The organism is Streptomyces xanthochromogenes (genome assembly GCF_014650455.1).
Taxonomy (GTDB): Bacteria; Actinomycetota; Actinomycetes; order Streptomycetales; family Streptomycetaceae; genus Streptomyces; species Streptomyces xanthochromogenes.
In genome coordinates this window covers 149,343-164,005 of sequence record NZ_BMUZ01000005.1, presented here as the reverse complement: position 1 = coordinate 164,005, position 14,663 = coordinate 149,343, and the positions used below count along the sequence as shown (strand labels likewise).

The following is a 14,663-nucleotide window of genomic DNA, read 5'->3' as shown; positions in this document are numbered from 1 at the left end:
GGGCGCTCGGTACCGCAGGGGTCGGCCTAGTAGATGCCGTACTTGTAGGTGTTCCAGCCGAAGCCGATCTTCACCCGGCTCTTGAGCCCGCCGGAACCGTCGGCGTCGTAACGCCACAGGTTGCCGGAGGAGTCCACCGCGACGATGTCCGAGCGGCCGTCGCCGGTCAGATCGCCGGGGACGGCGAGCTTGTTGGCGCTGTACATGTTCCAGCCGGTGCCGATCTTGACCCGGCCCTTGAACGGGGCCTTGGCGTTGCCGGTGCCCGCGTACAGGTACAGGGTGCCGTCGGGCGTACGGGCCAGCAGGTCGGACAGGCCGTCGCCGTTGATGTCGCCGGCGCCGAAGAGCTTGTCGTACGCGTTCCAGCCCGCGCCCACGTCGATGCGCGAGTAGACGCCGGTGGCCTGGCCGTTGCCCGGGTACAGGTACAGGTGGCCGTTGCTGCCCTGACGGGCGATCAGGTCGCCGTTGCCCTCACCGGTGAGGTCGCCCACGCCGATGACGGTGTTGTAGATGTTCCAGCCGCCGCCGACGTGGTTGCCGTTGGTGTACAGCTCGCCGTCCGAGCCCATCTCCAGGATGCTGGCCCAGCGCTCGGAGGTGTTGAGCGAGGAGGGGGCGGACAGGTAGTGCACCCCGTCCCAGCCGCCCGGCTTGCCGGGATTGACCTTCGACAGGTAGCCGTCGCCCTGGCCCCAGTAGTAGTTGAGCGTGCCCGAGCCGTCGAGGCCGAACAGGTCCTGCTTGCCGTACGTCGGGTTGCCGCCGGACGGGAAGAACTGGACGGTGTACCAGCCCTGGCCGCGAGCGGCGCGGGCCGTGAGCTTGCCGTCGGCCTGGCCGTAGTAGGTCCAGATGTGGCCCGACAGGTCACGGGCGATCAGGTCGCCGCGCCCGTCGCCGTTCTGGTCGTCGACGGCGACGATCTGGTTGTAGATGTCCCAGCCGAAGCCGACCTTGACGCCGGCCTTCAGCGGGTTCGCGGCGTTGCCGGTGCCTGCGTAGAAGTACAGGTCGCCGTTCGGGGTGCGGCCGTAGACGTCGCCCAGGCCGTCGCCGTTCACGTCGTTGGCGCCGACGATCTGGTCGAACATGCCCCAGTTGCTCCCGACCTTCTTGCCTGCCGCGAACGGGGCGCTCAGGTTGCCCGTGCCCGCGTAGAGGTAGAGGTCGCCGCCCGGGGTGCGGGCCAGCAGGTCGTTGTGGCCGTCGCCGGTGACGTCGGCGACCGAGACGACCTTGTTGAACATGTTCCAGCCGGACCCGTACCAGGCGCTGTAGCCGACGCCGGTGGCGTCGGTGTCCGCGTGGAGCGTCAGGGTGCCGGTCGGGGACAGTTCGAGGACCTCGGGGGCGCTGCCGCCGCCCAGGTCGCCGGGCAGGATCAGGTCCTTGTAGGCCCCGAGGGAGTTGGTGAACTCGGGGTTGGCCTTGCCGTCCCAGGACTCCAGGTACAGCTTGCTGTCGGCGTCGCGGATCAGCGTGCCGGAGTATCCGGTGCCGGACACGTCGAAGCGGGGCTTCGCCACTCCGGCCGCGTCCGCGCCGGCGGTCAGGGAACGCTTCGCCTTGTTCGGCGCCTTGAGCGGGGCCTTGGTGCGGGACGGCGTGTCGGTCGGGCCGGACGCCGGCCTGGGTGCCTTCACGACGGCGTGCGGGCCGGCCGGGGTGGAGTCGGCCGAGGCCGGACCGGCGAGCAGCATGCCCGCGGACAGGACGAGGGCGGTGCAGGCCGCGAGGCGGCTCGCGCGCTTGGTGCGCACAGAGGACAAAATTCCCCCCATGGGAATAAGCGGGTAGACCCGGGGAGAATCGCGTCGCTGCGTATTCGTCGTCGCATGGGCGCGCAAAAGGGTGCGCGGCTCGTACACCTTGGCGGCACAAACGGCAGCCATGGGTGCTGGCACGCGAGGAATGGCGGGAATCCCCCCCGGGATTGTGGGTGAAGACTACCGCCGATTCTTGTGTAGTTGAAGTGAAAATTGGGGCCGGTGTTGATTGATCTTGACCGCGTGGAGAGAGTCAGCTCTTCCGGTGCCCTATAAGTCGCGGTTTGGGTTCGAGACCGTCCAGGCCGTGCCACGCCAGATTCACCAGATGTGCCGCGACTTCCGCCTTCTTGGGCTTGCGCACGTCCAGCCACCACTGCCCGGTGAGCGCCACCATGCCGACCAGCGCCTGCGCGTACAGCGGCGCCAGTTTCGCGTCGAAGCCCCGCGCCTTGAACTCCAGGCCCAGAATGTCCTCGACCTGGGTGGCGATGTCGGAGATCAGTGAGGCGAACGTTCCGGTCGATTGGGCGACCGGGGAGTCACGCACCAGAATGCGGAATCCGTCCGTATACGTCTCGATGTAGTCGAGCAGCGCGAATGCGGCCTGTTCCAGGAGTTCGCGCGGATGCCCCGCGGTCAGCGCACCCGTCACACCGTCGAGCAGCGAGCGCATTTCCCGGTCCACGACGACCGCGTACAGGCCCTCCTTGCCGCCGAAGTGCTCGTACACCACCGGCTTGGAAACGCCCGCCTTCGCGGCGATCTCCTCGACCGAAGTGCCCTCGAAGCCCTTTTCGGCGAAGAGCGTGCGACCGATGTCCAGCAGCTGCTCCCGGCGCTCGGCCCCGGTCATCCGGGTCCGGCGGGTGCGTCGGGGCTTCTCGGCGGAGCCGGAGGCCCCGGCGGAGCGGGAGGAACCAGTGGTGCTGGTGGTACGGGTGGTGCTGGAGTCGGTCGCCACGTCCTCCATCATGCCGCCTCGGCGGCCTTCTCCTTGCGCCGGGACCGGTCGGCTTCGTTCCGCTTGGAGTCGATACGTGCCGCGCTCGGCCAGCGCACGTCGTACGCCAGGCCCAGCTGCTCGCACCAGCGGATGATCCGGGCACTGGAGTCGATCTGCCCCCGCATCACCCCGTGCCGGGCCGACGTCGGGTCCGCGTGGTGCAGGTTGTGCCACGACTCGCCGCACGAGAGCACCGCCAGCCACCACACGTTGCCGCTGCGGTCACGCGACTTGAAGGGACGCTTGCCCACCGCGTGGCAGATCGAGTTGATCGACCACGTCACGTGGTGCAGCAGCGCCACCCGCACCAGCGAGCCCCAGAAGAACGCCGTGAACGCGCCCCACCACGACATCGTGACCAGACCCCCCACCAGCGGCGGGATCGCGAGCGACAGGATCGTCCACCACACGAAGTCGCGCGAGATGCGGCGGATCGCGGGATCGGCCAGCAGATCCGGGGCGTACTTCTCCTGCGAGGTCTGCTCCTCGTCGAACATCCACGCGATGTGCGCCCACCACAGGCCCTTCATCAGCGCGGGCAGCGTCTCGCCGAAGCGCCACGGCGAATGCGGGTCGCCCTCCGCGTCCGAGAACTTGTGGTGCCTGCGGTGATCGGCCACCCAGCGCACCAGGGGCCCCTCCACCGCCATCGAGCCCGCGACCGCCAGCGCGATCCGCAGCGGGCGCTTCGCCTTGAACGAGCCGTGCGTGAAGTACCGGTGGAAACCGATCGTCACGCCGTGACAGCCCAGGTAGTACATGAAGACGAGGAGGCCGAGATCGAGCCAGCTGACCCCTCCCCAGCCCCAGGCGAGCGGCACCGCGAGGACGAGCGCCACGAAGGGGACGGTGATGAAGAGCAGCAGGGCGATCTGTTCGATGCTGCGTTTTTTCTCGCCGCCCAGCGTCGCGGACGGCAGCGGGTCCTCGTCCGACGAGGGAAGCAGATCGGGACTGGTGGTCATGGGGAGTACCCCCGGCAGGGTGAGGAAAACGAGCGGAATTGCCTGGCTACGGATGCGTAACCTACGGCAACGTAAGTATGGCAGTGCCGTGGCCGGGGACAAGAGCCCGTGACGGCGGGGCGGAATGGGACACCTATCCTGGGTGTCGTCGGACAGCGCGGTCCGCAAGCCTCCAGAACCCTCCAGACGTGCTCAAACACTGCAAGGAGCCGCACCTGTGAGCAGTGCCGACCAGACTCCCGCCGCCAGCAACGAGCTGCGCGCCGACATCCGCCGACTGGGTGACCTCCTGGGCGAGACCCTCGTCCGACAGGAGGGACCCGAGCTCCTGGAGCTCGTCGAGCGGGTCCGCGCGCTGACCCGGAGCGACGGCGAAGCCGCCGCCGAACTCCTCGGCGGCACCGAAGTCGAGACCGCCGCCAAGCTGGTGCGCGCGTTCTCCACCTACTTCCACCTCGCCAACGTCACCGAGCAGGTCCACCGCGGGCGCGAACTGCGCGCCCACCGCGCAGCCGAGGGCAGCCTGCTCGCCCGCACCGCCGACATGCTCAAGGACGGCGACCCCGAGCACGTCCGCGAGAGCGTCAAGAACCTCAACGTGCGGCCGGTCTTCACCGCCCACCCCACCGAGGCCGCCCGCCGCTCCGTCCTGAACAAGCTGCGCCGCATCGCCGAACTCCTGGAAACCCCGGTCGTCGAGTCCGACCGGCGCCGGCACGACCTGCGCCTGGCCGAGAACATCGACCTGATCTGGCAGACCGACGAGCTCCGCGTCGTGCGCCCCGAACCGGCCGACGAGGCCCGCAACGCCATCTACTACCTCGACGAGCTGCACGCCGGCGCCGTCGGGGACGTACTGGAGGACCTCGCGGCCGAGCTGGAGCGCGTCGGCGTCGAGCTGCCGCCCGGCACCCGCCCGCTCACCTTCGGCACGTGGATCGGCGGCGACCGCGACGGCAACCCCAACGTGACCCCCAAGGTCACCTGGGACGTGCTGATCCTCCAGCACGAGCACGGCATCAACGACGCGCTCGACACGATCGACTTCCTGCGCGGACTGCTCTCCAACTCCATCCGCTACGCGGGCGCCACCGAAGAGCTGCTCTGCTCGCTCCAGGCCGACCTCGAAGCCCTCCCCGAGATCAGCCCCCGCTACAAGCGCCTCAACGCCGAGGAGCCCTACCGGCTCAAGGCCACCGCCATCCGGCAGAAGCTCGTCCACACCAAGGACCGGCTCGCCAAGGGCACCACCCACCAGCCCGGCCGCGACTACCTCGGCACCGCCGACCTGATCGCCGACCTCACGCTCATCCAGACCTCGCTGCGCGCCCACCGCGGCGCCCTGTTCGCCGACGGCCGCATGGACCGCACGATCCGCACCCTCGCGGCGTTCGGCCTCCAGCTCGCCACCATGGACGTACGCGAACACGCCGACGCCCACCACCACGCGCTCGGCCAGCTCTTCGACCGGCTCGGCGAGGAGTCCTGGCGCTACGCCGACATGCCGCGCGACTACCGGCAGAAGCTCCTCGCCAAGGAGCTCCGCTCGCGCCGCCCGCTCGCCCCGACGCCGGCCCCGCTGGACGCGGCCGGCGAGAAGACCCTCGGTGTGTTCGGCACCATCAAGGAAGCCTTCGAGCGGTTCGGGCCCGAGGTCATCGAGTCCTACATCATCTCCATGTGCCAGGGCGCCGACGACGTGTTCGCCGCGGCCGTCCTCGCCCGCGAGGCCGGCCTCCTCGACCTGCACGGCGGCTGGGCCAAGATCGGCATCGTGCCGCTCCTGGAGACCACCGACGAGCTGCGCGCCGCCGACGTCATCCTCGACGAGATGCTGGCCGACCCCTCCTACCGGCGCCTCGTCTCGCTGCGCGGCGACGTCCAGGAGGTCATGCTCGGCTACTCGGACTCCTCCAAGTTCGGCGGCATCACCACCTCCCAGTGGGAGATCCACCGCGCCCAGCGCCGACTGCGCGACGTCGCCCACCGCTACGGCGTACGGCTGCGGCTCTTCCACGGCCGCGGCGGCACCGTCGGCCGCGGCGGCGGCCCCTCGCACGACGCGATCCTCGCCCAGCCCTGGGGCACCCTCGAAGGCGAGATCAAGGTCACCGAGCAGGGCGAGGTCATCTCCGACAAGTACCTCATCCCGTCCCTGGCCAGGGAGAACCTGGAGCTGACCGTCGCGGCCACGCTCCAGGCCTCCGCCCTGCACACCGCGCCCCGCCAGTCCGACGAGGCCCTCGCGCGCTGGGACGCGGCGATGGACACGGTGTCCGACGCCGCGCACTCGGCGTACCGCAAGCTGGTCGAGGACCCCGACCTGCCCGCGTACTTCTTCGCGTCCACGCCCGTCGACCAGCTCGCCGAGCTGCACCTGGGCTCGCGGCCCTCGCGCCGCCCCGACTCCGGTGCGGGCCTCGACGGACTGCGGGCCATCCCGTGGGTGTTCGGCTGGACCCAGTCCCGGCAGATCGTGCCGGGCTGGTTCGGCGTCGGCTCCGGACTCAAGGCGCTGCGCGAGGCGGGTCTCGAGGAGGTGCTCGGCGAGATGAGCGAGCGCTGGCACTTCTTCCGCAACTTCCTCTCCAACGTGGAGATGACGCTCGCGAAGACGGACCTGCGGATCGCCCGGCACTACGTCGACACGCTCGTGCCGGACGAGCTGAAGCACGTGTTCTCGGCGATCGAGGCGGAGCACGAGCTCACCGTGCGGGAGGTTCTGCGGATCACCGGGCGGGACGAACTGCTCGGCGCCAGCCCGGCGTTGCAGCAGACGTTCGCGATCCGGGACGCGTATCTGGACCCGATCTCCTACCTCCAGGTCGCGCTCCTCGCACGCCAGCGCGCGGCGGCCGACCGGGGCGAGGCCCCGGACCCGCTCCTCTCCCGAGCGCTGCTCCTCACGGTGAACGGCGTGGCCGCGGGCCTGCGCAACACGGGCTGAGCCCGGCCCCGGGCCACCCTCGGGGCTCCGCCCCGGGCCCGGGTCTCCGTCCTACCCCGCCCCTTCCCGCACTCCCCCCGGGGGATGCGGGAGGGGGCGGGCCCGTTCCCGGGGCTCCGCCGCGGTGGGCGCGTTCGGTGGGTGCCGGTCCACCTACAGGGGCGCGAGGAACTGCGCGATCAGCCACGCACGGTCCGCGCACGAAGGCGGGTTTCAGGGGTGCGAGGAACTGCGCGATCCGGTGGGCCCGCGCGGGGTGTGCGGGGTGCGAGGGGGCGGTAGCCGCTCCGGGCCGGGAGCGAGCGGGGCTACAGGGCGATGAACGCCCAGGCCATCGCGGCGGCGCCGACCAGCCCCACCGCCCACGCCGTCCGCGGCATCCGCAAGCCCCCCGCGACCAGCAGCGAGGCCAGGAGCAGCGCTCCGGCCAACGGGAGCCAGGCGTACAGCAGGCCCGCGAGGCCGCTGCGCACCGCCTCGTCCGTGCCGGGCTTCAGGACCACCGGCAGGTCGTCGCCCCGCCGCGCCGCCACCGACTCCGCGATCGTGACCCGGGCGTGCGCGGCGGACCCGGGCGAGGGCGCGTACCGGCCGGTGCACACATCGGCCGCACAGGACGTCACCGTCAGCCGCCCGTGATCGCGCCCCTTCGACAGCATCACGTGCTGCGCGGTGCCCCACGACGACCAGAACCCGGCCACCACGAGCACCACGGCGACCAGGGCCGCCGCGGCCCGCACCACGACCAGCAGGAAGGTACGGCTCCGCTTCGTCATGGGGCGCGATCCTGGCGGTAATGACCGCGCACGGTCAAACCCTGGCCCGAGCCGCGGCCCCTTTGGGAGCGGTTGTCAGGAGTTGTACGTCGACTGGGCCCGCTCCAGGCCCTCGATCACCAGGGCCTCGGCCGCATCGGCCGCCCGGTCCACGAAATAGCCCAGCTCCTTGCGCTCCGTCGAGGAGAAGTCCTTCAGGACGAAGTCCGCCACCTGCATCCGCCCCGGCGGGCGCCCGATGCCGAACCGCACCCGGTGATAGTCCGCGCCCAGCGACTTGGTGATGGACTTCAGACCGTTGTGCCCATTGTCCCCGCCGCCCAGCTTCAGCCGCAGCACCCCGTAGTCGATGTCCAACTCGTCATGCATCGCAACGATGTTGGCGACCGGCACCTTGTAGAAGTCGCGCAGCGCCGTCACCGGCCCGCCCGACAGGTTCATGTACGACATCGGCTTGGCGAGCACCACCCGGCGGTTCAGCGGGCCCGGCGGACCGATCCGCCCCTCCACCACCTGCGCCCGCGCCTTGTGCGCCTTGAACCGGCCGCCCATCCGCTCGGCGAGCAGGTCGGCAACCATGAACCCGACGTTGTGCCGGTTCGCGGTGTACTCCGGACCGGGATTGCCCAGGCCCACGATCAGCCAGGGGGCGTTCGCGTCGTCGGTCGTCATGGGGGCTGCGTCTCCTCGGTCACGTACAGCTCGGTCGCGTCAAGCTCGGTCATGTACAGCGCGGATACGTGCTGCGGGAACACCACGTACACAGAGAAAACGGGGCGGCGGGCCAAGTGTGGCCCGCCGCCCCGTCGGAGTCCGTGCCCGGCACGGATCTCAGGCAGAGCGTGCTGCTCAGGCCTCGGCGCCCTCGGCGTCCTCGGTCTCGGCAGCCGGCTCCTCGGCCTGGGCGGCCAGGATCTGGATGACGACGGCCTCGGGGTCGGTGGCCAGGGTGGTGCCGGCCGGCAGCTTGATGTCCTTGGCGTGGATCGCCGCGCCGGCCTCAAGGCCCTCGATGGAGACGGAGACGGAGGTCGGGATGTGGGTGGCCTCGGCCTCGACGGAGATCGTGTTCAGCACGTTCTCGACGAGGAAGCTGCCCGGGGCCAGGTCGCCCTCGGTCTCGACCGCGACCTCGACCGTGACCTTCTCGCCCTTCTTGACGAGCAGCAGGTCGACGTGGACCAGGTAGCCCTTGATGGCGTCACGCTGGACGGCCTTCGGGATCGCGAGCTCGGTCTTGCCGTCGAGGTCCAGGGACAGCAGGACGTTCGCGGTACGCAGCGCGAGCAGCAGCTCGTGGCCCGGCAGGGTGACGTGGACCGGCTCGGTGCCGTGACCGTAGATGACGCCGGGAACCTTGTTCTCGCGGCGGATGGTGCGCGCGGCGCCCTTGCCGAAGCTGTTACGGACCTCAGCGGCGAGCTTGACCTCGGACATGTGCACTCCTCGTAAAAGTGATCCAGAAAAGGTGGTCACCCGGCCACGACTGGCCTGCTACGAAGAGCGCGTCGATAACGGACCGCCGTACCTCAGGTACGGCCTCCCTCGCCGAGCAACTGGCCCAGAATACCCGGCCACCCCCCGACCGCCCAATTGGATCAACGCCGGGCCGCCGCCCGAGCCCGCTTATCGAAGACGTCCCCATAGGCGTTCGCCTATTCTTGCTGTTCATGGACCTGCTGCTGCACCTCAGGTACTTCCGCACCGTCGCCGAAGAACAGCACTTCGGCCGCGCCGCCGAACGCCTGCGCGTCGCCCAGCCCTCCCTGTCCCAGCGCATCCAGCGCCTGGAGCGCGAACTCGGCGTCCGCCTCTTGGACCGCGGCCGCACCGGCGCCACCCTCACCCCCGCCGGCCGCCTCGTCCTGGCCGAAACCGACGCCCTGCTCGACGCCGCCGACCGGCTGCGCACCCTCGTCGGCCGCGTCCAGGGCGGCGCCGCCGGCACCCTGCGCGCCGCCGTCCCGCCCCAGCTCGGCGGCGCCACCGTCGCCGCCCTGCTCACCGCCTACCGCGAACGCAGCCCCGGCGGCGAACTCGACCTGCGCGAACTCACCACCGCCGAGCTGACCGCCGAACTGGCCGCGGGCACCCTCGACGCCGGCATCGTCCGCCACCCCTGCCCCGCCACCGGACTCGGCTTCGGCCCCCAGCTCCACCAGCCCCTCGGCGCCCTCCTCGCCGACCAGGACCCGCTCGCCGAACACCCCGAGATCGACGTCGCCGACCTCGACGGCCGCGAACTCGTCCTCTTCCCCCGCCCCACCGCCCCCGCCCTGCACGACGAAACCCTCACCGCCTGCGCCCGCCACGGCTGCACGCCCAGCGCCGTACGCGAAGTCGCCGGCATCGAATTCACCCGCGCCCTCATCCTGTCCGGCACCCACGTCGTCGCCCTCGTGCCCCGGTCCGCCCCCGAACCCGGCACCACCTGGCGCCCGTTGCGCGGCAACCCCCTCACCTGGCGCACCTCCACCGCCTGGCCCGCCGGACGCGACGGGCCCGCCGTGCGCCTGTTCACCGAAGCCGCCCACGACGTCCTGCGCGAACACGCCGGGCTCCTCCCCACCGCCACCCAGCGGCGCCTGTTCCCCCGCCCCGCATCGGAGTTCCCGCTGTGAACACCCCCGTACGCGGCCGCATCACCGCCGCCCTCACCGACGCCGGCCTCGGCGGGGCGCTCTGCGCCACCGACATCGACACCGGCGCCACCGTCGCCCTGGCCGCCGACACCCCCGTATCCACCGCCAGCGTCCACAAGCTGTGCCTCGTCGCCACCCTCTACCGCGAAGCCGCCGCCGGACGCCTCGACCCCACCACCCCCGTCGACATCCCCGCAGGTGCCCGCGCACCCGGGCCCACCGGACTCGCCGTCATGCGCGACGCCGCCCGCCTCAGCCTGCGCGACCTCGCCTCGCTCGCCGTCGCCGTCAGCGACAACGCCGCCGCCGACATTCTCTGGGACCGCCTCGGCCTCGACACCGTCAACGCCACCATGAACGCCCTCGGCCTGACCCGCACCATCGCCGTCCACAACCAGGCCGGCCTCTACGCCACGATGGTCGCCGACACCGGCGACAGCGGGCCCGCCGCCCTCGTCGACCCCGCCGCCGTCGCCCGCCTCACCGTCCTCGACCCCGCCCGCACCAACCGCTCCACCCCCCGCGAGATCACCGCCCTGCTCACCGCCGTCTGGCGCGACGAGGTCTGCGCCGGGGCCTGGGGCGAGGAACTCCGCACCGTCCTCGGCGTCCAGGCCTGGAGCCACCGCCTCGCCTCCGGCTTCCCCTTCGACGACGTACGCGTCAGCGGCAAGACCGGCACCCTGCCCACCCAGCGCCACGAGGCCGGCGTCGTCGAATACCCCGACGGCGGCCGCTACGCCGTCGCCGTCTTCACCCGCGCCGCCTCCACCGCCGCCACCCTGCCCGCCGCCGACGCCGCCATCGGACGCGCCGCCCGCATCGCCGTCGACGCGCTGCGCAACACCCGGGAGCGGGCATGAAGAAGGGCCGCGTCCGATACCGGACGCGGCCCCAACTCCCAGCAACTGAAGGCTAGTTCTCCTCGAAGAGGCTCGTCACCGAGCCGTCCTCGAACACCTCACGCACCGCGCGGGCGATCGACGGAGCGATCGAAAGCACCGTGATCTTGTCAAGCTCCAGGTCCGAGGGGTCCGGCAGCGTGTTCGTGAACACGAACTCGCTCACCTTGGAGTTCTTCAGACGGTCCGCGGCCGGACCCGACAGGATGCCGTGCGTGGCCGTCACGATGACGTCCTCCGCACCGTGCGCGAACAGCGCGTCCGCGGCGGCGCAGATCGTGCCACCCGTGTCGATCATGTCGTCCACGAGGACGCAGACACGGCCCTTCACATCACCGACGACCTCGTGCACCGTCACCGTGTTCGCGACTTCCTTGTCACGGCGCTTGTGCACGATCGCCAGCGGCGCGTCCAGCCGGTCGCACCAGCGGTCCGCGACCCGCACCCGGCCCGCGTCCGGAGACACGATCGTCAGCTTCGAACGGTCGACCTTCGCGCCCACGTAGTCCGCGAGGACCGGCAGCGCCGTCAGATGATCCACCGGACCGTCGAAGAAGCCCTGGATCTGGTCCGTGTGCAGATCGACCGTCAGGATGCGGTCCGCACCCGAGGTCTTCAGCAGATCGGCCACCAGACGCGCCGAGATCGGCTCACGGCCCTTGTGCTTCTTGTCCTGACGGGCGTAGCCGTAGGACGGAATGATCACGGTGATGGATCGCGCCGACGCCCGCTTCAGGGCGTCGATCATGATCAGCTGTTCCATGATCCACTTGTTGATCGGAGCCGTGTGGCTCTGGATCAGGAAGCAGTCCGCACCACGCGCCGACTCCTGGAAACGAACGTAGATCTCACCGTTCGCGAAGTCGAAGGCCTTCGTCGGCACGAGGCCCACACCCAACTGGTGCGCAACCTCCTCGGCCAGCTCGGGGTGGGCGCGGCCGGAGAAGAGCATCAGCTTCTTCTCGCCGGTCGTCTTGATCCCGGTCACAGCACAGTCTCCTCAGACGTGTTCGATGCTGCTGCACCCGCGCGGTCCCTTTCGCGGCGAGCCAGCCGAATATGTGCACCTATCACGGTAGCCCGAGAAAGGTGCACCCGAATCCGGTCAGTTCTCCCCGCCCGACTGCTCGGCCGCAGCCTGAGCAGCCTGCGCGGCAGCACTTCCCGGACGCTTGCGCTCCACCCAACCCTCGATATTCCGCTGCTGGCCACGGGCGACGGCCAGCGAACCGGGCGGCACATCCTTCGTGATCACCGAACCCGCAGCGGTGTAAGCACCGTCCCCCACTGTGACAGGAGCAACAAACATGTTGTCCGAACCCGTCTTGCAGTGTGAGCCGATCGTCGTGTGATGCTTCGCCTCACCGTCGTAGTTCACGAACACACTGGCCGCGCCGATGTTCGTGTACTCACCGATCGTCGCGTCCCCCACATACGACAGATGCGGAACCTTCGTCCCCGCACCGATCGACGCGTTCTTCGTCTCCACATAGGTACCGATCTTGGCCTTCGCACCGAGCCGCGTACCCGGCCGCAGATAGGCGTACGGGCCGACCGTCGCGCCCTCACCCACCTCGGAGTCGAACGACACCGTGTTGTCGACCCGCGCGTCCCGGCCCACCACCGTGTTCGTCAGCCGCGCGTTGGGACCCACCTCGGCGCCCGAAGCCAGATGCGTCGACCCCAGCAACTGCGTACCCGGAAGCACCACCGAGTCCTGCTCGAACGTCACCTGCACATCCACGAACGTCGTGGCCGGATCCACCACCGTCACACCCGCGAGCATCGCCCGCTCCAGCAGCCGGTCGTTCAACAGCCGACGCGCCTGAGCCAACTGCACCCGGTTGTTGATCCCCAGGATCTCCCGGAAGTCCCCCGCCAGCGACGCACCCACCCGGTGCCCCGCCTCACGCAGAATCCCCAGGACGTCCGTCAGATACTCCTCGCCCTGACTGTTGTCCGTACGCACCTTGCCCAACGCGTCCGCGAGGAGCGCGCCGTCGAACGCGAACACACCCGAGTTGATCTCCCGGATCGCGCGCTGCGCCTCGGTCGCGTCCTTGTGCTCCACGATCGCGGTCACCGCGCCCGAGGCGTCGTCCCGCACGATGCGGCCGTAGCCGGTGGAGTCGTCGACCTCGGCGGTCAGCACGGTCACCGCGTTGCGGTCGTTCTCGTGCGCACGGGTCAGCTCCGCCAGCGTCGCGCCGGTCAGCAGCGGCGTGTCGCCGCACACCACGACGACCGTGCCCTCGATGGACTGGCCCAGCTCCTCCAGCGCCATCCGCACCGCGTGCCCGGTGCCGTTCTGCTCGTACTGGACGGCGGTGCGCACCGAGGCGTCGATCGCACCGAGGTGGGCGGAGACCTGCTCGCGAGCGTGGCCGACGACCACGACGAGGTGCTCGGGGTCCAGCTCACGGGAGGCTGCCACGACGTGCCCGACGAGCGAGCGCCCGCAGATCTCGTGCAGAACCTTGGGAGTGGCCGACTTCATGCGGGTGCCCTCACCCGCGGCGAGGACGACGACGGCGGCCGGGCGGGTTGCGCTCACGGAGGTGCCCTTCGGCTTCGGGGGGTGGACACCCGAAGGATACCGGGGGGTTTCGCGGATGAAATCGGGGTGGGGGCTGGGGAAATGCGGCGGGTCCTGACTGGTGTCAGTCAGGACCCGAACTTTTGAGCTCCCAGGGAAGGAATCGAACCCTCATTCAATGGACCAAAACCATTTGTCCTGCCATTAGACGACCTGGGATGGTCTGCCCTCTATGTCCGTTTAGGCTCTTCGGTCGAGAGGACAGCCCCTACTATGCCGTACCAGGCACCTTCCATGCGACGGTACAGATCGGCGCTATCCCGGACATAGATCGCGAGGCAGCCCCGATAGCTTTCGCCGGTGTTCTTCCGGCGCGTCTTCGGGTTGTGCCGTTTGATCACCGGCTTGTTGAAGCTCGCCGGGCTGAGGCCCGTCAGCTCGGTCCAGAAGCGCGTGGCTTCCTCGACGTCGGCCGACTCGTGGATGTTGACGCACAGGCGCAGCCGCTCTGGTGCGACGCCCTGGAGGTCCAGCCACTTCAGGTACAGCGCGATCACGTTCGGGTCGCTGTTGATGAACTTCAGGGACTCCCGGCGGTCCCAGGGTTTGTCCTTGGCGCCTTCCGCCCAGTAGAGGACCACTCCGGCGAGGAACAGCTCCCGGTCGGACAGGCTCCCGACGGCGCTCGCGGCACCCTCCTTCGTCGCCCGCCGCTCCTCCTCCCGTCGCTGGAGCGTCGCTTCCCACCCCCGTCGGGCGATCGCCGACGCCTCCTCGCGGGTGCGCGGAGCCGGCTTCGGCAGGTCCCGCACCCAGAGCGATATCGAGCTCTTCGAGCAGCCGAGCTCGGCCTGGATCGCGTCGTATGTCAGGCCCTGCGCGCGCAGCTCCCGCGCGCGGTCGCGGAGGTCGTCCTTGGCGTTGGGGCGCTTGGTCCACTCGGGGGCGGGCTCGCCGTTCAGGAGGCGGTTGAGGAGGTCGTTGTTGTCGACGAACAGGCGGTCGCGGATCTGGCGGCGGCTGAGCCCCTCGCGCCGCAGCGCGATCGCCCGCTGCCGCAGGCCCTCGAAGTCGGCGTACTTGCCGGGTGTGGCTGATGTCATACGGACACGTTCGT

The 14,663-nt window shown here is 70.1% G+C and carries 12 protein-coding genes and 1 tRNA gene; 3 read left to right on the top strand and 10 right to left on the bottom strand.

Features of this window, described 5'->3' with window-relative positions:
- Positions 1–26: 26 nt before the first annotated feature.
- The 3 genes from IE267_RS14930 to IE267_RS14920 all read right to left on the bottom strand — a co-directional run bounded on the left by IE267_RS14930 (position 27) and on the right by IE267_RS14920 (position 3,743).
- The gene (locus IE267_RS14930; protein ID WP_229861182.1) at positions 27–1,766 is read right to left on the bottom strand and encodes an FG-GAP repeat domain-containing protein; all 1,740 of its coding nucleotides are present in this window, start codon (positions 1,764–1,766) and stop codon (positions 27–29) included.
- Positions 1,767–2,025: 259 nt separating this feature from the next.
- Positions 2,026–2,748, bottom strand: coding sequence for a TetR/AcrR family transcriptional regulator (locus IE267_RS14925; RefSeq protein ID WP_161249437.1), 723 nt, complete (start codon positions 2,746–2,748; stop codon positions 2,026–2,028).
- The gene (locus tag IE267_RS14920) at positions 2,745–3,743 is read right to left on the bottom strand and encodes an acyl-CoA desaturase (protein WP_161249439.1); all 999 of its coding nucleotides are present in this window, start codon (positions 3,741–3,743) and stop codon (positions 2,745–2,747) included. Before IE267_RS14920 ends, IE267_RS14925 begins: the two co-directional genes overlap by 4 nt.
- Before the next feature lie 217 nt (positions 3,744–3,960).
- Here IE267_RS14920 and ppc point away from each other — a divergent pair, with 217 nt between their 5' ends.
- On the top strand, positions 3,961–6,690 hold the full coding sequence (gene ppc / locus IE267_RS14915) for a phosphoenolpyruvate carboxylase (protein WP_161249441.1): 2,730 nt from the start codon (positions 3,961–3,963) through the stop codon (positions 6,688–6,690).
- Positions 6,691–6,998: 308 nt separating this feature from the next.
- On the opposite strand, the gene IE267_RS14910 is transcribed toward ppc, so the two are convergent.
- The 3 genes from IE267_RS14910 to IE267_RS14900 form a co-directional block, all read right to left on the bottom strand.
- Positions 6,999–7,466 (bottom strand): hypothetical protein, encoded by a 468-nt coding sequence (locus IE267_RS14910; RefSeq protein WP_189763564.1) that lies wholly within the window; start codon positions 7,464–7,466, stop codon positions 6,999–7,001.
- A gap of 75 nt (positions 7,467–7,541) precedes the next feature.
- Positions 7,542–8,138: an aminoacyl-tRNA hydrolase gene (pth, locus tag IE267_RS14905; protein ID WP_189763563.1), complete on the bottom strand. Its 597-nt coding sequence runs from the start codon at positions 8,136–8,138 to the stop codon at positions 7,542–7,544.
- A gap of 177 nt (positions 8,139–8,315) precedes the next feature.
- Positions 8,316–8,903, bottom strand: a complete 588-nt coding sequence (locus IE267_RS14900) for a 50S ribosomal protein L25/general stress protein Ctc (RefSeq protein ID WP_167159376.1) — start codon at positions 8,901–8,903, stop codon at positions 8,316–8,318.
- Positions 8,904–9,136: 233 nt separating this feature from the next.
- Here IE267_RS14900 and IE267_RS39635 point away from each other — a divergent pair, with 233 nt between their 5' ends.
- Together IE267_RS39635 and IE267_RS39630 are read left to right on the top strand one after the other, a co-directional pair.
- Positions 9,137–10,087, top strand: coding sequence for a LysR family transcriptional regulator (locus IE267_RS39635; RefSeq protein ID WP_229861181.1), 951 nt, complete (start codon positions 9,137–9,139; stop codon positions 10,085–10,087).
- Entirely contained in the window at positions 10,084–10,971 is an 888-nt protein-coding gene (locus IE267_RS39630; RefSeq protein WP_229861179.1) for a serine hydrolase, read from the top strand. Before IE267_RS39635 ends, IE267_RS39630 begins: the two co-directional genes overlap by 4 nt.
- 52 nt (positions 10,972–11,023) lie before the next feature.
- On the opposite strand, the gene IE267_RS14890 is transcribed toward IE267_RS39630, so the two are convergent.
- The 4 genes from IE267_RS14890 to IE267_RS14875 form a co-directional block, all read right to left on the bottom strand.
- Entirely contained in the window at positions 11,024–11,998 is a 975-nt protein-coding gene (locus IE267_RS14890) for a ribose-phosphate diphosphokinase (RefSeq protein WP_161249455.1), read from the bottom strand.
- A gap of 117 nt (positions 11,999–12,115) precedes the next feature.
- The gene (gene glmU, locus IE267_RS14885; RefSeq protein WP_167159381.1) at positions 12,116–13,564 is read right to left on the bottom strand and encodes a bifunctional UDP-N-acetylglucosamine diphosphorylase/glucosamine-1-phosphate N-acetyltransferase GlmU; all 1,449 of its coding nucleotides are present in this window, start codon (positions 13,562–13,564) and stop codon (positions 12,116–12,118) included.
- Positions 13,565–13,694: 130 nt separating this feature from the next.
- A tRNA-Gln gene (locus IE267_RS14880) sits at positions 13,695–13,765 on the bottom strand.
- An 11-nt stretch (positions 13,766–13,776) separates the two neighbouring features.
- Positions 13,777–14,649 (bottom strand): hypothetical protein, encoded by an 873-nt coding sequence (locus IE267_RS14875; RefSeq protein ID WP_189763562.1) that lies wholly within the window; start codon positions 14,647–14,649, stop codon positions 13,777–13,779.
- Positions 14,650–14,663 lie beyond the last annotated feature (14 nt).